At 33.4% G+C, this 18,071-nt stretch carries 18 protein-coding genes and 1 pseudogene; 8 read left to right on the top strand and 11 right to left on the bottom strand.

The features are described 5' to 3' along the window. Position 1 precedes the first annotated feature (1 nt). The 8 genes from CCY98_RS08155 to CCY98_RS08120 form a co-directional block, all read right to left on the bottom strand. Positions 2 to 2,122: an STT3 domain-containing protein gene (locus tag CCY98_RS08155; RefSeq protein WP_181566574.1), complete on the bottom strand. Its 2,121-nt coding sequence runs from the start codon at positions 2,120 to 2,122 to the stop codon at positions 2 to 4. Beyond that, complete coding sequence (gene rpsI, locus CCY98_RS08150) at positions 2,058 to 2,447, bottom strand: 30S ribosomal protein S9 (RefSeq protein WP_112058053.1); 390 nt, start codon at positions 2,445 to 2,447, stop codon at positions 2,058 to 2,060. Before rpsI ends, CCY98_RS08155 begins: the two co-directional genes overlap by 65 nt. A 9-nt stretch (positions 2,448 to 2,456) precedes the next feature. Beyond that, entirely contained in the window at positions 2,457 to 2,876 is a 420-nt protein-coding gene (gene rplM / locus CCY98_RS08145) for a 50S ribosomal protein L13 (protein ID WP_112058052.1), read from the bottom strand. Positions 2,877 to 2,997: 121 nt separating this feature from the next. Beyond that, on the bottom strand, positions 2,998 to 3,693 hold the full coding sequence (locus tag CCY98_RS08140; RefSeq protein ID WP_112058051.1) for an ABC transporter ATP-binding protein: 696 nt from the start codon (positions 3,691 to 3,693) through the stop codon (positions 2,998 to 3,000). Beyond that, positions 3,680 to 4,453 (bottom strand): ABC transporter ATP-binding protein, encoded by a 774-nt coding sequence (locus CCY98_RS08135; RefSeq protein ID WP_112058050.1) that lies wholly within the window; start codon positions 4,451 to 4,453, stop codon positions 3,680 to 3,682. The genes CCY98_RS08140 and CCY98_RS08135 overlap by 14 nt, the downstream gene beginning before the upstream one ends. Further along, a complete protein-coding gene (locus tag CCY98_RS08130) occupies positions 4,453 to 5,652 on the bottom strand; it encodes a branched-chain amino acid ABC transporter permease (protein WP_112058049.1) in 1,200 nt (399 codons plus the stop codon). The genes CCY98_RS08135 and CCY98_RS08130 overlap by 1 nt, the downstream gene beginning before the upstream one ends. Before the next feature lie 16 nt (positions 5,653 to 5,668). Next, a complete protein-coding gene (locus tag CCY98_RS08125; RefSeq protein ID WP_112058048.1) occupies positions 5,669 to 6,568 on the bottom strand; it encodes a branched-chain amino acid ABC transporter permease in 900 nt (299 codons plus the stop codon). Positions 6,569 to 6,577: 9 nt separating this feature from the next. Beyond that, positions 6,578 to 7,681 carry an ABC transporter substrate-binding protein gene (locus CCY98_RS08120; protein WP_112058047.1) on the bottom strand — a complete coding sequence of 368 codons (1,104 nt, stop codon included), beginning with the start codon at positions 7,679 to 7,681 and terminating at the stop codon, positions 6,578 to 6,580. 262 nt (positions 7,682 to 7,943) lie between these two features. On the opposite strand from CCY98_RS08120, the gene CCY98_RS08115 reads away from it, so the two are divergent. Together CCY98_RS08115 and CCY98_RS08110 are read left to right on the top strand one after the other, a co-directional pair. Beyond that, complete coding sequence (locus CCY98_RS08115) at positions 7,944 to 9,068, top strand: alanine--glyoxylate aminotransferase family protein (RefSeq protein ID WP_112058046.1); 1,125 nt, start codon at positions 7,944 to 7,946, stop codon at positions 9,066 to 9,068. After that, positions 9,065 to 10,117 carry an NAD-dependent epimerase gene (locus tag CCY98_RS08110; protein ID WP_112058045.1) on the top strand — a complete coding sequence of 351 codons (1,053 nt, stop codon included), beginning with the start codon at positions 9,065 to 9,067 and terminating at the stop codon, positions 10,115 to 10,117. The genes CCY98_RS08115 and CCY98_RS08110 overlap by 4 nt, the downstream gene beginning before the upstream one ends. Before the next feature lie 44 nt (positions 10,118 to 10,161). Here CCY98_RS08110 and CCY98_RS08725 read toward each other — a convergent pair whose 3' ends face one another. Beyond that, positions 10,162 to 11,256 (bottom strand): methyl-accepting chemotaxis protein, encoded by a 1,095-nt coding sequence (locus tag CCY98_RS08725; RefSeq protein ID WP_112058044.1) that lies wholly within the window; start codon positions 11,254 to 11,256, stop codon positions 10,162 to 10,164. 244 nt (positions 11,257 to 11,500) lie between these two features. On the opposite strand from CCY98_RS08725, the gene fumC reads away from it, so the two are divergent. After that, positions 11,501 to 12,892, top strand: coding sequence for a class II fumarate hydratase (gene fumC / locus CCY98_RS08100; protein WP_112058043.1), 1,392 nt, complete (start codon positions 11,501 to 11,503; stop codon positions 12,890 to 12,892). Between the two features lie 33 nt (positions 12,893 to 12,925). Here fumC and CCY98_RS08095 read toward each other — a convergent pair whose 3' ends face one another. Continuing rightward, positions 12,926 to 13,198 carry a HypC/HybG/HupF family hydrogenase formation chaperone gene (locus CCY98_RS08095; RefSeq protein WP_112058042.1) on the bottom strand — a complete coding sequence of 91 codons (273 nt, stop codon included), beginning with the start codon at positions 13,196 to 13,198 and terminating at the stop codon, positions 12,926 to 12,928. After that, positions 13,176 to 13,865 carry a hydrogenase nickel incorporation protein HypB gene (hypB, locus tag CCY98_RS08090; RefSeq protein WP_112058041.1) on the bottom strand — a complete coding sequence of 230 codons (690 nt, stop codon included), beginning with the start codon at positions 13,863 to 13,865 and terminating at the stop codon, positions 13,176 to 13,178. The genes CCY98_RS08095 and hypB overlap by 23 nt, the downstream gene beginning before the upstream one ends. Positions 13,866 to 14,000: 135 nt before the next feature. Between hypB and ribA the strand changes: the two genes are divergently transcribed. The 5 genes and pseudogenes from ribA to CCY98_RS08065 form a co-directional block, all read left to right on the top strand. Beyond that, positions 14,001 to 14,588, top strand: a complete 588-nt coding sequence (gene ribA, locus CCY98_RS08085; RefSeq protein WP_112058040.1) for a GTP cyclohydrolase II — start codon at positions 14,001 to 14,003, stop codon at positions 14,586 to 14,588. 9 nt (positions 14,589 to 14,597) lie between these two features. Continuing rightward, positions 14,598 to 15,818 carry a molybdopterin molybdotransferase MoeA gene (locus CCY98_RS08080; protein WP_112058039.1) on the top strand — a complete coding sequence of 407 codons (1,221 nt, stop codon included), beginning with the start codon at positions 14,598 to 14,600 and terminating at the stop codon, positions 15,816 to 15,818. Positions 15,819 to 16,298: 480 nt separating this feature from the next. Continuing rightward, entirely contained in the window at positions 16,299 to 17,432 is a 1,134-nt protein-coding gene (locus tag CCY98_RS08075) for a phage minor head protein (RefSeq protein WP_181566573.1), read from the top strand. Positions 17,433 to 17,559: 127 nt separating this feature from the next. Next, positions 17,560 to 17,898, top strand: coding sequence for a phage virion morphogenesis protein (locus CCY98_RS08070; protein ID WP_112058037.1), 339 nt, complete (start codon positions 17,560 to 17,562; stop codon positions 17,896 to 17,898). Then, a pseudogene (locus CCY98_RS08065) lies at positions 17,889 to 18,071 on the top strand (autotransporter domain-containing protein); the annotation flags it as partial. The gene CCY98_RS08070 and the pseudogene CCY98_RS08065, both read left to right, overlap by 10 nt.

The following is an 18,071-nucleotide window of genomic DNA, read 5'->3' as shown; positions in this document are numbered from 1 at the left end:
TTTATTCCTTTGGTATTTGATAGACTAAAATACTCTCATTTTCAAAGACTAAATTCATCATAGGATTATTTCTAAAAACTAACCATTGTATCAAATTACTTTTTAAATAATCAAAATCCATAACAAATTGTATATCTTTAAAAATAAGCTTGGCATCTAAAGTGCCATTTTGAATCTTTTTTAAATAAAAATCTTTAAACAACACATATTCTTCTTTTGTTTTTGAATTTGTTTTTTCATATAAAAAAACCCCTTCTTTGATTCTTTTTCCGCTTTCTAAATCTATATTTCTAAAACCATTAATATTTGCCGCTAAAAACAACATTCGCTTAGGTAAAATCCAATAAACTTCCCCTTTAAAATAGCAATTAATCCTAAAATCATTCAAAGCCAATTTCCCCAAGAAAGCCTGTGGTGTCTCTTTTTCTTGTTTTAAAATGATTTCAAAAATCCGATTCCACTGACTTTTTGGAATCTCTTGCATTTTTTGCGCTAAAAGCAAAGAGAGATTCTTGCCTAAAATTTCTGAATGATTAAGTAAAATTTCTGCGATTGGATAATTCACAATCCCAGAATGACGCCCACCATGAAGCAATGTTTGTGCCTGCGTAAAATACTCTAGCGCATAGCCATAATCCCACCACACAAAAACAATATCATTTAAACCAAAAGGCAATGCCTTAAAAGCTTCAATTTCTTGGGCTTTTAAAATAGGCTTTGGAATCTCATATTCCAAATTTGCAATCCACATAGCTACTATTCCAGCAAAAACAAGCAAGATGATTTTTAAAAATCTCTGAATAATCCCCAAAAATCCAACAACCAACAACACGCACCCCAAAGCCAAAATGGGTGATAAAAAAAAGCTAAACCGCACACCAAGCTTTAAAGTAGCAAAGCCTAACAATAAAAAAGGAAATAAAAAAATACACAAATAAATAAAATTTTTTCTCACAAGCGAGTAATAAAATCCAAACCCAACAAATCCAATTAATCCCAAAAAAAATAACCCAACTCCCCCACTTCTTTGCATTAAAATTGCAAAATTTGCTTTGCTTGTCTCTAAAATACTCTCCACCACAGAGGCATAAATAAAAGCTTTAGAATATTGAATCTCACCAAACAAATAAGCCTTTAGCTGCGCAATCATCGGATTAAAAAGCCCGAAAAAATACGCATAACCACAAGCAAGACAAAAAACAACCAAAGATATTTTTAATCTCTCAAAATAAAGAGCAATTAATGCTAATAATAAAACAAAAAAACTATAAGGAGAGGGGCTTAAAACAATCAAAAAAAGACTAGAAATAACTAAAATCGGACTTTTAGCTTGTTTAAAAAAAAGAATGTTAAAAAGCTCATAACCCACATACAATAAGAATCCAACCAATAAAAGATTTTGGATTCCATTATGCCAACCAACTGATAAAAATGTAGCAAGACTAAAAAAAACCAAAAAATAAAACTGCCTTTTAACAAGATATTGCCAAAGACAAATGACCGCTAAAAGTGGCAAAGAGAGTATTAGCATATCTGTATCAAAATATCCAGCGCCATTGCGTTGATAAAAATGTGGTGATAATACTCCAAGAATTGCACCCAAAAAAGCAAAAATTTGATTAGTTTTTTTGGTAAGAATCCCCAAATATTCCAAAACTGCAAAAATCAGAAAATACAGCACCACACCAAAACTAGCACTCAAAATAACACTGCTCCATACTAGCGTATTTTCAAGTCCAAAAATTTTTGTCAATATTCCGCCTAAAATAGATAAATAAGGCAAACTCAAATTAAAAGTTTCTAAAAATTCTTTTACCCCTTTGGCATAAAAATAAGAATCATAGGAAGTAAGTATTAAGGTATTTTCAAAAAAATTTTGAGAATCTTTTGAAAGTATCGAATAATCAAAATAGTGAAATAAAAGTGGCAATAAAAAAATGATAAAAAGTAAAATAAAATGCCAGAAAAATGAGTGAGAGATTAATCTAGTAAAAAGGTGATTTTTCAAATTTCTAAGAATAGGAGCGATAAAATCCAAGCCAAAGCTTGGAAATTGATTATCTTTTTGAGAATTGAGGACTTCTTCTTGCTTTTCTTTTACCATATTTTTTGCGCTCAACAACTCTTGAATCTCTCGTAAGCAAACCTTTTGGCTTAAGAATAGCGCGAAAATTTGTATCATAAGCAGCTAATGCTTTTGAAATCCCATGTCGCAATGCTTCTGCTTGTGCAGAATAACCACTTCCCATTGCAGTAGCAACAATATCCACACTCTTTTCTTGCTTAGTAAGAAGCAATGGCTGCATTACTTTCATTTTAATAGCCTCATGACCACCTAACCAATCATTCAAGCTCATACCATTAATGCTAAGCTTTCCACTTCCTGTAGTTAGCCATACTTTAGCAATTGCTGTTTTTCTTTTTCCTGTTGCATAAATCTTTGCCATTTTCTATCCTTACTTTGATACTTGTGCAGTGTGAGGGTGATTTGCATCACAATAAACTTTAAGCTTCTTAATCATTGCCCGACCCAACTTTGTCTTAGGAAGCATACCGCGAACTGCTAATTTATAAAGTTTTTCTGGGTGTTTCTCTAGCATTTCTTTAAGTGTCTTGGATTTTGTGCTTCCAAAATAACCAGAATGTGTAAAATATTCTTTATCATCTAGCTTCATACCACTAAATTTTGCCTTAGGTGCATTAATAACAACGACAAAATCGCCACAATCTACATTTGGAGTATAGCAAGGCTTATGCTTTCCTCTCAATAATGTTGCAACCTCTGTAATAAGGCGTCCAAAAGTTTTTCCCTCTGCATCAAGCACAATCCACTCGCGTTTGATTTCATTGGCTTTTGCCATTTTGGTAATATTCATTGCGTTACCTTTATATAAAATTCATTGATTAAAGCTTGAAATTATAATCAAAAAATATTAATTTTTACTTAAATTAAGTTTTTTTTAATTAAAAATTAGCGTTTCTATTAAAATTCTCTAATTATCCACCCAAATAAAGTTTTTTAATTTCTGGGTTTTGCAAAATATCTTTTGCATCACCATCCATTGTAATTCTACCATTTTCAAGAACATAAGCCCTATTTGCCACTCTCAAAGCTGCAAAGGCATTTTGCTCTACTAATAAAATCGTAATGCCATTCTCCCTTAAATTACTAATAATCTCAAAGAGTTCTCCCACCACTTTAGGTGCCAATCCAAGGCTTGGCTCATCAAGCATCAAAAGCTTTGGCTCACTCATTAACGCTCTAGCAATAGCAAGCATTTGTTGCTCTCCACCACTCATTGTGCCTGCCATTTGTTTATAACGCTCTTTTAAGCGAGGAAAAAGAGAATACATTTTTTCTTTCATTGCTAAAAAATTTTCATCATTATTATAAGCGCCTATTCTCAAATTCTCATCCACACTAAGATTTACAAAAATATGTCTTCCTTCTGGGACAAGAGCGATTCCTCGCTGAATAATTTTATGAGTAGGAATATTTGAAATATCCGCTCCAAAAAAATAAACTTTTCCCTTGGTTTTAACACTATGGACAATTCCATTGAGAGTTGAAGTTTTTCCTGCACCATTGCTTCCAATAAGCGTAATAATCTCGTGCTCTTCAATATGAAAATTAATCCCTTTTAATCCGGCAATTAAGCCATAATAGACTTCTAGATTTTCAATTTTTAGCATAATAATCCCCTAAATATGCAGTAATAACCTGCTTATCATTAATCGCTTCTTGGGGTGTTCCACTAAAGAGCTTTTTACCATAATCCAAAACCAATACTTCAGAACAAAGCTTATTTACAAAAGGCATATCATGTTCAATCAACAACACACTTAAATTAAAGTCTTTTTTCATTTTTAAAATTAACTCACATAATTCTTCGGTTTCTTTTGGATTCATACCCGCTGCAGGTTCATCTAACAAAAGCATTTTAGGGTTAGTGGCTAATGCTCTTGCAATTTCAACCTTACGACTATTTCCATAACTCAAAGAATTAGCAGGCAAATTAATCTTATCTCCAAGTCCCAAATATTCTAGCAACTCAATTGCTTTGTTTTTGATTCTTTTTTCTTCTTTAAAATATCTACCCACTCTAAACATTGCTTCAAAAAAACTATATTTTGCTTCATTGTGTAATCCAATCATAACATTCTCTAACACACTCATTGAAGTAAAAAGTCGTATATTTTGAAAAGTTCTTGCTATACCTAAATTAACAATAGTATTAGGTTTAAATCTAGAAATATTTCGCCCACAAAATGTTACTTTGCCACTTGTGGGCTTATAATTAGCAGTAATAATATTAAACATCGTGGTTTTACCTGCACCATTTGGACCAATTAATCCAAAAATCGTATCTTCTTTTACTTTAAAACTTACATTATCAATCGCCTTTAATCCACCAAAAGCAATACTTACATTCTCTAACTCTAGTAATGCCATCACGCTCTCCTGCCAAAGATTCCAAAAAATCTAGGTTTCAAATCCCATATTTCCTTTTTACCCATGATTCCTTCTCTTGCAAAAAGCATAATAACAAGTAAAATCAAAGAGAAAAATACCATTCTTAAACCAGGATAGGTTCCAAAATCTGTCCCAAAAAACACCAAAGGTTGATCTAAAAATCTAAGCCACTCTCCTCCACCAATAACCAAAATGGCACCCAAAATCGCACCACTTGTGCTACCAAGCCCACCAAGCACAATGATAATTAAAAGCTGAAAAGTTAGCTCAAAACCAAAAATTTTAGGATCGATGGTGGTCAATAAAGCTGCCATTAATCCACCTCCAACCCCTTCTAAAAACGCACTCGTAGAAAAGGCAAAAGTTTTGATTTTAAAAGTATTAACACCCATGGCAATAGCAGCATCTTCATCATCTCTGACTGCTTTCATCGCTCTGCCATACTTAGAAGACACAACTTGCAAAATCAAAATAACTGCTGCTACTGCTAAAATACCACTCCAAAAAAGCACGGTAATGTCCGCACCATTTTCAAAAGAATGTTTATAGACAAAAGCCAAAGACTCTTTAAGGAATTCAGGAATATTTGGAGAAGCTATCCAGCCTTGCATTAAACTTCGCAATCCACCCACCACAGAATCAGCATTATTTGGAATCTCATTTAACCCAATTGCGCCATTTGTCCATTCAGGATTATTAATTGCTAAAATTTTAATAATAAAACCAAAACCCAAAGTTACAATAGCCAAATAATCACCTCTTACTCTAAAGACAGGAAAAGCCAACAAAACAGCAATAAAAGCCGCCACTAATCCACTACAAAGCAAAGCAGGAAGCAATTCACTATTCATGCTTAGAACAAAAGGATGTGGATCGGCTAAATCAAACATTCCAAGCTTTGAATCTTCGTCTAAAAGCATTAAAGCTGTAATGTAAGCCCCAATTGCCACAAAGCCATTAGGCTCCAAAGAAAGCTGCCCTGTTACACCATTAATCAAGTTATAACTCACAGCAAGGATAATAAAAATCAAAATGTTATTAAAAATTCTTAAGACATAGTCATTTAAAAAGCATTGTGCTAAAAACAAAACTACAATCACACTAACATAAAGTAAAAAATGCCCACCTAAAGTCGCACTTACAGGGTTTGAATCATAAAATTTCTGCCATTTGTTCATTATCTTAAATCCCCTATTAAAAACGACTTTTTTCTAAACGCCAATCGCCCATGATTCCAACCGGACGGAAAAGCAAAACAAGAATCAAAAATAAAAATGCAAAAGCATCTTTATATCCTCCAAGCTCTGGGAATACAGCCACTGCCATTACTTCAGTAAAGCCCAAAATAAATCCACCAAGCACTGCACCACCCACACTTCCAATTCCACCTAAAACCGCTGCAGCAAAAGCTTTTAAACCAATCATAACTCCCATTAATGGATCAATAGTAGGATAAGAAATGGCATAAAAGATTCCGCCAATCCCTGCTAAAGCACTCCCAATAATAAAAACAAGTCCAATGATATTATTTACATTAATACCCATTAATCGCACTGTATTAATGTCAAATGCGGTGGCTCTAATAGCCATTCCTTGCTTTGTTCGATACAAAAACTGTAACAACACTACCAATAAAAACAAGGTTACTATAGGAACAATTATTGTAATATAAGTGATGCTAATATTAGAAAAACTAAAAGTTTTTGTAAAAAATTCTGGAGAGCTAAAAAAACGTGGAGTTGAACCAAACAAAACATTAAAAATATTTTCCAAAAAGAAACTAACGCCAATTGCGGTAATCAACATGGAGATTCTAGGTGCAGAGCGCAAGGGAAGATAAGCTATTCTATCAATCCCCACTCCCAAAAGCATACAGGCTAAAACTGCAAAAATAACTGAAGCATAAAAAGGGAGCCCAAGGGAGCTTACTGCAAAAAAGCTCAAAAATGCTCCAACCATAATAATATCAGCATGAGCAAAGTTAATCAAACGCAAACACCCATAAACCATTGTATAACCAATGGCTATAAGCGCATACATACTCCCAAGACTCAATCCATTAATACATTGTTGTATAAAAGTCAAAATATCCAAAATATTACCTTATGGTTCAATTGTTGTTTTATAAACTAATTTACCATTTTGAACTTGATTAATAACAGCGCTACGGATTGCCTCACCATTTTGAAGTGAAAATTTACCACTAATTCCTTCATAATCTTTTACATTACGAATCTTATCATTAATACATACCCGATCTTGAGCCCCACATTCTTCAATAGCAGCCACTGCTATTCCATAAGCATCTGCAAGCATAGCACTAAAAGTGCTTACAGGTTCATTATAAGTGGCTTCATATTCTTTGATAAACGCCTCGCCTTTGGGTGTTTGCTTAGAACTTGTAGAATAATAATCAGTTACCATATAACCTTCACCCGCTTCTTTTGCTACATCAAAAAAGATTTGATTAGAAACTAATCCATCACCACCAATTGTAGGGATTGAGATTCCAAGCTGTTTGGCTTGTAAAGCAATCAAAGCACCTTCATTATAATAAATTGGCAAATATAAAACATCAGGATTAGCTGCTTTAATGCTTGAAAGTTGCGCTTTAAAGTCTTTAGTTCCTGCTTGAGCATTTGTTTCAATTGCAATTTGTCCGCCTAGCTTTTTAAACTGATTCCTAAAAGACTTTGTTAGCCCTATAGAATAATCACTGCTATTATCAAATAATATTGCAGCTTTCTTGGCTCCTAAATCTTTAAAAGCTAAATTTGCCGCTATAATCCCTTGGAAACTATCTGCAAAAGAGATTCTTGAAACAAATTTTTTACCCTTTGTTACTCTATCATTAGTTGCAACTGGTGCAATAAGTGGGGTTTGATTATCATCGGCAATCTTTGTCATAGCAAGTGCATTAGTTGAAATCATAGGACCAATAACAACACTAACCTTATCACTAGAAACTAGCTTTTGCATAGCATTAGCCGATTCAATCTTATCGCTTTTATTATCCACAAAAACAATCTTAATAGGATCTCCATTTTTTGTTTTATTTTGTGCTTTATAAGCAAGATCAATCCCACGCTTACCAAGCTCACCAAAACCACCAACAGCACCACTAACAGGTAACACAACACCAATTTTAACTTCTTCTGCAAACATAAAACTACTTGCTAAAGCCATTGATAAAAAAATCTTTTTCATTTGAACAACTCCCAAAATATTTTTAAAAGCTCTTATTGTAAAAAGCCTTACTTTAAAATATTCTTTAAAAACATAAAGTTTTGTGATTATTTTATTTGAAGTATTACAATTTTATGATATTTTTGCTTAATTTTCTACTTCACAGCATTTTTAAACTCTAATATAAATTTCAAATTTCTATATTAATTCCTTTAAAACTCCCTTTAAATTTTATTGGTATAATTTTGCACTTTATACTCTATATTTCTAAAGGATATAAAACATGTTACTTTTTACTCCAGGACCTACTCCTACCCCTGAATTTGTGCGTCTTGCAATGAGTGCTCCAACCATCCATCATCGCACACAAGAATTTGAAGAAATTTTTGCTACCACAAGGAATCTTCTTAAAGAAATGCTAAAAACACAAGAAGTTTTAATGCTTGCAAGCTCTGGAAGTGGAGCAATGGAAGCGTGTGTAACCTCGCTTTGCGAAAACAAACTTCTTAGCATTAATAGTGGAAAATTTGGAGAAAGATTTGGAAAAATCGCCAATAGCTTTGGAATCCCTTGTATTGAAATCAAAAATCCATGGGATATTCCTGCAAGTCTAGATTCGGTAATGGAAGCCTTAAACAATAATCCCGAAATTGATGCTTTTTGTATCCAAGTGTGTGAGAGTGCAGGTGGCTTAAGACATTCTTATGAAATTATTGCCAAAGCCATTAAAGACTTTAATCCTGAAATTATGGTTATTGTTGATGGAATCACGGCTATGGGAGTAGAACCTCTTGATGTTAGTTGTGTTGATGCACTCATCGGTGGTTCGCAAAAGGCTTTTATGCTTCCTCCTGGTATGAGTATTATAGGACTTAGTCAAAAGGCTATTGAAAAAATAGAAAGACGCAATGTGGGATTCTATTTCAATCTTAAAACCGAACTTAAAAATCAAATAAAAAATACTACTGCTTGGACAGCACCAACAACCATCATCATAGGACTTTGTGCGTTTTTACAAGAGGCAAAAAGAATCGGCTTTGAAAATATTTATAAAGACACCAAAGCAAGATCTCTAGCTTGCGATACAGCATTAGAGGGAATTAATTTAAGAATCTATCCTACAATACCCGCCCTTGCAATGACTACAATTGCCGATGAACAAAGTGATGAGATTAGAAAGATTCTTAAAAATGAATTTTCTGTTAATATAGCTGGAGGACAAGATCATCTAAAGGGTAAAATCTTTAGAATCAATCATATGGGAATGGTGCCTTTAAGTGAAATTTCTTGGGTTATTAATGCTATTGAGTTAAGCCTTGAAAAAATTGGGCGACGCAAGTTTAATGGTTTTGCCAATCAAATTTTCCTAGAACAATATTATAAAATCAAAAATCAAGGGCAAAAATGAAAATCTTAGTTACAGGAACGGCAGGATTTATTGGTTCATTTCTTGCATTGAAGCTTATTCAAAGAGGAGATGAAGTCATTGGACTTGACTGCATTAATGATTATTATGATATAAAAATCAAATATGGCAGACTACAAAATGCCGGAATTTTACAAGAAAAAATTGCATACAATACTCTTATTCAAAGTGAGAAATATCCCAATTATCGCTTTATCAACCTCAAATTAGAAGATAAAGAGAAACTTTTTTCGCTCTTTGAAAAAGAAAAGTTTGATAAAGTTTGTAATCTTGCTGCACAAGCTGGGGTGCGGTATTCTTTGGTTAATCCATATGCCTATATTGATAGCAATATTGTAGGCTTTGTAAATATTTTAGAAGCTTGCAGACATCATAACATTAAACATTTAGCCTATGCTTCAAGCTCTTCGGTGTATGGGCTTAATGAATCAATGCCTTTTAGCACAAGCGATAATGTAGATCATCCTATTAGTCTTTATGCAGCAAGTAAAAAAAGTAATGAATTAATGGCTCACACTTACTCTTACCTTTTCAATCTTCCTACAACTGGATTACGATTTTTCACCGTTTATGGTCCTTGGGGGCGTCCTGATATGGCATTATTTCTCTTTACCAAAGCCATTTTAGAAGATAAACCCATTGATGTTTTTAATCACGGAGAAATGCTAAGAGATTTTACTTATATTGATGACATTGTAGAGGGTGTTGTAAGAGTGATTGATAATGTCCCTACGCCAAATCCACAATGGAATGGCAAGAATCCAGATCCACACAGCTCAAAAGCACCTTATAAAATCTATAATATTGGCAATAACAATCCCGTTAAACTGATGGATTTTATTGAAGCTATTGAAAAAGAAGTTGGCAAAGTTGCTAAGAAAAATATGCTCCCTCTACAAGCCGGGGATGTCCCTGCGACTTATGCTAATGTCGATGACTTAGTTAGTGAGCTAAACTACAAACCTAACACTTCCATTCAAACAGGAATTAAAAACTTTGTAAAATGGTATCGAGAATTTTTTGAAGTCTAATTTTAAATCTCTCTTTAATCGAGAGATTTAAAGATTAATCCAAATTAGAGAGTTGCACTCTTTTCTGCAGCAAGATTATCAAGGTATTTGATTACATTGTTACTTTCAATTTCTGCCTGTTTGAAATATTTACTAATTTCTTCCATGCAATTTTTGGTTCCACCATGGCTTTTCATAACTTCATAACCCGCAATGATATTGTCATGAACACCTTGATGTGGTGCTTCAAGAAGTGGATAACTAGGCAATGTAGAATAATATTCTTTACCATTTCCGCTATCATACCATTTACCCAAACGACAATCATGATGACCAACAAATTTAACCTCCATATCTTCAGTAAAGACAGCACTGTAACCATTAATCTTAAAGAGTAAGTGATCAAGCTTAACAAGCCCTATAAAAGTTGTAGTTAAAATTTGTTGTGTTCCTTGACTAATTTGAGCTGCTGAACTTTGAATTTTTTCTAAAGTTTCATTTTGTGTCCCCAAAACTTCCATTTCTTTAATAATTTCATCGGTAGAAGTTTGCACTTCTGAGAAGTTTTGTTGCACCACTTGAATATTCATCTCAATTTCTTTGGTTGCTTTTTGTGTGCGTTCTGCCAATTTTCTTACCTCATCAGCAACCACCGCAAATCCTCTGCCGTGTTCCCCTGCCCTTGCTGCTTCAATAGCTGCATTCAAGGCAAGAAGGTTAGTTTGATCAGAAATATCAGTGATAAGGGAAATTACACTAGAGATAGCTGTAAAGTCATTTTGCACTTGTGTAATCATATTATTAAAATCAGAAAGTTTGGCTGTCATATTTGAAAGCCCTTCAATCATAACACTTTGAGTTTGAGTTGTATGTTTAATATTCTCAGTCGCAAAATCTTTAGCACTATAAAGTAAATCCACAGATTTTGCAAAATCATCTTGTAAAGTTTTAAGATTTGTGCTACAACTCTTTGCCAATCTCAAAGTCATATCTTTAAAAATTTCAATATCACTATCGTTATGTTCTTCATTTTTGGAGTTTGCTTCAATTTGCTCTTGCAAATTTCTATTTTCCTCTTTCAACTTTTGAATTTCAGCTCTCAAAAGCTTATTTTCCTCCAATGCCTTTTGCAATTCCGCTTTACATTTCCCATCAAACATTAACACTTCTCCTTAAAATAAAATACTTTGCACCCTTAAAAAAAATCTTAAAGATACCACTACCAAATGCGCCAAATACGCTTGGACTTGTGGATTCTAACTAATATTTAATTAAAATAGTTTTAATTCACACTTAAGAATCAAACTTAAATTTAGGTTAAATAATTTTTAACAAAAATTCTAAGCAAATTTTATAGTTTTTTTGGATTTAATATTAGCATTATTTTAATTTTTGGAGTTTAATATGGATTATAGAAGCGAACATGACACAATGGGCGAAGTTAAAGTTCCTAATGATAAATATTGGGGCGCACAAACACAACGAAGTTTTGAAAACTTTAAAATTGGGATTGAAAAAATGCCAAAAGAGCTTATTTATGCTTTTGCTCACCTTAAAAAATCCCTTGCAATTGTCAATTGCAAACTAAAAAAAATGCCAGAAGACAAAAAAAATGCCATCGCTCAAGCGTGTGATGAAATTATTGCGGGTAAATTTGATGATAATTTCCCACTAGCAATTTGGCAAACTGGCTCTGGCACACAAAGCAACATGAATCTTAATGAAGTCATAGCAAATCGTGCCACAGAAATTTTAGGGGGTGATTTCAGAAAAGAAAAACTTATCCACCCAAATGATCATGTTAATATGTCTCAAAGTTCTAATGATACTTTTCCAACTGCAATGAGCATAGTTGCTGTTACGCAAGTAGAGAAAAAATTGATTCCCGCAATTGATACACTTATAAACACATTTAAACAAAAAGTGGAAGATTTTAAAGAGATTATTAAAATTGGTAGAACACATTTACAAGATGCAACTCCACTCACTTTAGGTCAAGAGTTTAGTGGTTATCTCTCTATGCTAGAGCATTCTAAAACTCAAATCCTTTCTTCTTTACCCAGTTTAAGAGAATTAGCTATCGGTGGAACAGCCGTAGGAACAGGACTTAATGCACATCCGCAATTAAGCGAAATGGTAAGCGAAGAATTAAGTCAATTATTGAGCACAAAATTCATCTCTAGTCCCAACAAATTTCACGCCCTAACAAGCCACGATGCAATTAACTTCACTCATGGCGCAATGAAAGGTCTAGCTGCTAATTTAATGAAAATTGCAAACGACATTCGCTGGCTTTCAAGTGGTCCTAGATGTGGTCTTGGAGAAATCAATATCCCAGAAAATGAACCTGGAAGCTCTATAATGCCTGGCAAAGTCAATCCCACTCAATGTGAAGCCATTACAATGGTAGCTGTACAAGTTATGGGCAATGATACAGCCATTGGTTTTGCAGCAAGTCAAGGTAATTTTGAACTCAATGTCTTTAAGCCTGTTATTATCTATAATTTCCTTCAAAGTCTTGATTTACTTGCTGATTCAATCCTTTCTTTTAATCTCCATTGTGCCATTGGAATCGCTGCTAATAAAGAAAAAATTGATTATAATTTACACAATTCATTAATGTTAGTAACTGCCTTAAATCCACACATCGGATATGAAAATGCTGCTAAAGTAGCCAAAAACGCACACAAAAAAGGAATCTCACTCAAAGAAAGTGCTAGGGAATTAGGATTAGTTAGCGAAGAAGATTTTAATCAATATGTTGATCCTAGCAAAATGATTGGACCTAAAGCTTAAATTTAAGGGATTATTCCCTTAAATAACCTTACATTAATCTCTCCTGGCATTTGCGTTTTGCAATTCTTTCTCTTCTTCCTCAATAGACTTAATAATTTCTTCATAAGTCTCTAACGAGAGCTTGGCTTGTTCTTCATCAATTTTTCCCATCACATAGCCAATATGCAAAAGCACATAATCCCCAACATTCACTTCTTCATTCATCAAATCCAAACTCGCTTCACGAGTTACCCCAAGTGTGTCTAATGTAGCAGTGTTAGTATCTAAATTAATAGCAATCACTTTAGAAGGTATGGCTAGACACATAGTTTTTCTCCTTACTTGATTTTAAAAATTCACAAAATTCTCTTATAGAATCAGAGTTATTTTTTGAGATTAAAAACAAAGGAATCTCTTTTTTAAGCTTTTCTAAATCCTCTTTAACTCGTGAAATTTGAAATTCAAAAACCTCTATTAAATCACTCTTAGAAATCACCACTGCATCTGCACACAAAAAGATTGTAGGATATTTCAAGACCTTGTCATCACCCTCTGAAGTAGAAAGCAAAACAATATTCATATTTGCTCCCAAATCATAACTTGCAGGACACACCAAATTACCCACATTCTCTATAAACAAAAATTTTTTAAAATCTCCTTGTTCTTGCAATTTCTCCAAAGCATCTTTAACCATTAATGCTTCCAAATGACAAGCCTCACCTGTTGTAATCTGATAAGCATTTACTCCATATTTTGCTAATCTCTCTGCATCGCGATTAGTTTGCAAATCTCCTTCTATCACACTAAAATCCAGCAATTGATTCTTAGCAATGTTTTCTAGCAAGGTTGTTTTACCACTTCCAGGAGAGCTCATAAAATTCACTACAAATAAATCATTGTTTTGATAAGTTTGTCTTAGCTTAATTGCTTCTTCATCATTTTTTGAGAGAATCCGCATACCCACTTCAATACTTTTTTTACTAAGATTATCCATAAAACACCTTAGATTCTAAAAATTTCGCCAACGATTTTATCAAAAATAAAATAACTTCTTGCTTTTTTATCACAAATTAGCTAAATTACCATTTTTTTAAAAGCAATTATCATTTTATTTATTGAGGCAAAATTAATGAATATTCAAATTTCAAATGAAGCTAATCTTCCAACACAATTTGGAAATTTTAAGATACGATCTTTTAGAGAAACCAAAATAATATCCGATGAAACTTATTTACTTGAACACCTTGTTATCAAAACCAAAGAGATTCCACAAAATCCCCTAGTTAGAGTGCATTCAGAATGCTTAACTGGAGATGCGCTAGGAAGCTTAAAATGCGATTGTGGTGGAGAATTGCAAGAAGCGCTAAAACTCATCGCCAAAGAACAAGGAATGGTAATCTATCTGCGCCAAGAAGGTCGTGGAATAGGACTTTTTAACAAGGTTAATGCCTATGCGCTACAAGATGAAGGACTAGATACTCTAGAAGCTAATTTAAAATTAGGTTTCAAAGGCGATGAGAGAGATTATTCCATTGTAAAAACCATTTTAGAATATTACAATCTTACAAAAATCCGCCTTCTTACAAACAATCCTACAAAAATTAATTATTTCTCAAGCTTTATAGAAGTAGAGCGCGCACCTATTATTATTCCTTGCAATAAACACAATGCACATTATCTTGAAGTCAAAAAAGAAAAAATGGGTCATCTTCTCTAAAGGCAAACTATGCAAGAAAAAATTTCATACTTACAAGCTAAAGAAATCCTAAATTCGCAAAATATCTACCCTAAAAGTATAGAGAGAGTTTTTTTACACGAATCACTAAACAGAATCCTCTCGCAAGATATTTTTGCTCCTAATGATATGCCAGCACTTAATCTCTCCAATATGGATGGATATGCAATTTATTCTGCTATGTTAAAAAACATTAATGAGTGCTTTGAAATCTTACAAGAAAATCCAGCAGGAAACAAAGAAATCTTAGAACTTCCTACCAACAAACCTTGCGCGATAAAAACTTTCACAGGTGCAGCAATCCCCAAAAACGCTGATATACTCGTGCCAATAGAATGGGCAGAAATCAAGGGTAATCACATCATTATCAAGCAGATTCCAAAAATAGGAGAATTTATCCGCAAAAAAGGTGATAACTACAAAAAAGGCGAAAAACTTCTCTCTAAAGGAACGAAAATAAATTCTCATCATATCGGACTTTTAGCAAGTCTCAATCAAGTCTTTGTCGAAGTCTATGAAAGACCAAAAGTGGGGATTTTAGTCAATGGAAATGAAATTTTAGAGCTTGGAGAAAACAAGGATTCTCCAAATTCCATTTACAATGCAAATGGACATTTACTTTATGCAAAGATTCTAGAAAATGGCGGAATCCCAAAGCTATACCCGATTTTAAAAGACGACAAAGAGCAAATCCAATCTTGCCTCCAAACCGCGCTAAGAGAATGCGATTTAATTCTCTCTACAGGGGGTGCAAGTGTTGGGGATTATGATTTTATTAGGCAAATTTCACAGCAACAAAAAGAACAAGTAGTTTTTAGAGGAGTGCGTATTAAACCAGGTCAGCATGTTCTTTATGCGCATTTTGGGGGGAAGCAGTTTTTTGGATTACCGGGTTTTCCAAACTCCACCCTAGTAACTTTTGAACTTTTTGCAAAAATCATTCTAGCAAAACTTTGTGGCAGCAAGCCTTACCAAGAATCCATTCAAATAACTTTAGATGAAGATTTGCAAAAAAATGATTCAAGATTAGAATTTAGGGTGTGCAATATAAGGAATCAAGCAGGGATTTTTAGCGTTGATTTTCTTGGCAAAAAAGACTTTCAAAGTGCTATTTTAAATAATTTTTGTCCTTTAGATAATTCAAGGGTTGGCTTAGCAATCCTAGAAAACCAAACCACAAAAGGCAAATCAATTGAAGTCTTGCTTTTATAAGACTTCCCCGCTCCCTTACTTTTAGCGATTAAAAAACAATTTAATTAAAACATTAAGGCTAGGATTATTAAGCTATGTTTTAATTTGTTTATTACTCAATAAAAATTAATTTGGTTATAATTAGTGAATTAAATTTTTTAGTTTTATATTGATTTGCTAGTCAAGTAAATTATAATATCGAGGTAGAAAAAAAAGAATCCACCCCTTTTCCAAATTCTGCTTTAAATCCTTATTTAATCCCTTTTAAAAAGCCTTTAAAAGAAGGCATAAAAGATAATCCTGCTTTTAAAGACAATATCGAGCAATTTATTGAGGGGGTTTCTTTTCAAGATTTTGATATTCTAAAAATCATCAAAGGTGCAAAAAACTTTGAAGAAGCTATGGAAAAAATCCAAAATGCAACTAATGGGGAACAATTAGAATTTTTAGAAAGTGAATTTGCTAAAGCCATAGCCAATGCAAAAATCTATGGGGCACTCAATGCTTGAGTTTGATTTCAAAGAAGAACCAAAGGTAAATATGGAGTTTTTAAAACAAAAAATTCCTACCACCACTTTTAATTATGATGAATTAATGCACGAAGCACACTTGAGGGCTTTTAGCATTGCTAAAATAATGCAACTTGATTTGCTAAAAGATATGCAAGATTCACTGCTTAAAGCACAAAAAGAAGGAATGAGCTTTGAATCTTGGAAAAAAGAAATTAAGCCAAATTTAGCCAAAAAGGGTTGGCTAGGCAAAACAGAGGTAATAGATAAAACAACTGGGGAAATCAAAATTATCAATGTTAATAACAGACGATTAAAAAATATCTACAACACTAATATGCGAAGTGCAAATGCTCAAGGTAGAGCTAAAGAGCAGTATGCAAGAAAAGGGAAAGTGTATTTACGCTATGTGGCTATTATGGATGGATTAACTAGAGAATCACACGCTAAATTACATGGCACTATCTTGCCTAGAGAAGATGGCTTTTGGAGTAGCAACTATCCACCTAATGATTGGGGTTGTCGGTGTTATGTGCAATCCCTAAGCCAAGCAGAACTTAAAACAAAAGGGCTCAAAGTCTCTCCAAAAGCACCAGAGTTTAAAGCTCATAAGGATTGGAATTATGACACAAGGAATCTAAAGGGTGATGAGGGAATTAGGCAAATTATTGAATATAAGGCTAAGAGATATGCTAATAACCCTGCATTACTTCAATCTCTAAACAATTTAAAAGAGGAAATTAAGCAAGTAGAGAAAAACTATCTTGCTATTAAAAATTTAAGGCAAAAAGCAATAAAGAGTGAAGAGTATGACAAAGAATTTCTAAGCATTGCCAAAAGCACAGAAAGCTTACAAAAGGCACTAGGAAGCAAAGCAAAAGAAGTCTATTTAAGTGGCTATACGCTAAGGACACACACGCACCATGATAATGTAGGAGAGTTTGATTATTCACTCTTGCCTTTTTTGCTAAAGGATTCTAATGTGTATAAAATTAAGCCTAGCAAAACACATCATATTGTCTATTTTAGTTATTTTGGGGATTATTATAGAGCCACTTTAAAAACAACCCAAGATAAAAAAGAGATTTTTTTATTAAGTCTTGTAAAAAGCAGTGGAAAACTTTAAGAAGCCCCAACACTTCTAAAAAAAGAGGTGGCAAGAACCAACCTTACGCCGTTATTTCTTACTTAGCTTGTGCTTGGGGACACAAGGTGCGGGCTATCCAATACCGCCATGGTGTGAAGCCTCTTTGATGAACCATTATATCACAAAGGATTTAACAATGCAAACCATTTCCCTAAAAGAATTCCAAAAACGCCTTTCTAACCTTGCAAAAGACTTTAATAACAAAAAAGAAATCCTAAATGAAATCGGAATCCTAACTAAAAACAAAAGTGAAGAATCCTTTGAAAAACAAAGTAGCCCTTTTGGAGAGAGATGGAAAGCTAATGCCCCTGCAACTCTTATTCAAAAAAGAGGGAATAAAATCCTTACTCAAAGTGGGCTTTTACGCACAAGCCTAACTTATAAACTAGGAAATCAAAGCGTAACCATTGGAACCAACAAAGAATATGCATCTATTGGGAATTAAACTTAAAAGCTTATGGACAATTAGGTAAAACTGATCAAGATGTTACAAGCATTGCTGGTATCAACACTTCAGACTTTGATCAAAAATTCTTTGGATTGAGTGCAAATGTAGGTAAAGTATTTGATTTTAGTAATAGCTGGTTTGTAAAACCATTTGCAGGAGTAAATTACTAC

The organism is Helicobacter sp. 11-8110, from assembly GCF_003288905.1.
GTDB classification, from domain to species: domain Bacteria; phylum Campylobacterota; class Campylobacteria; order Campylobacterales; family Helicobacteraceae; genus Helicobacter_D; species Helicobacter_D colisuis.
The sequence above is the reverse complement of the archived record's forward strand: the minus strand, read 5'-3'. Positions and strand labels throughout refer to the sequence as shown.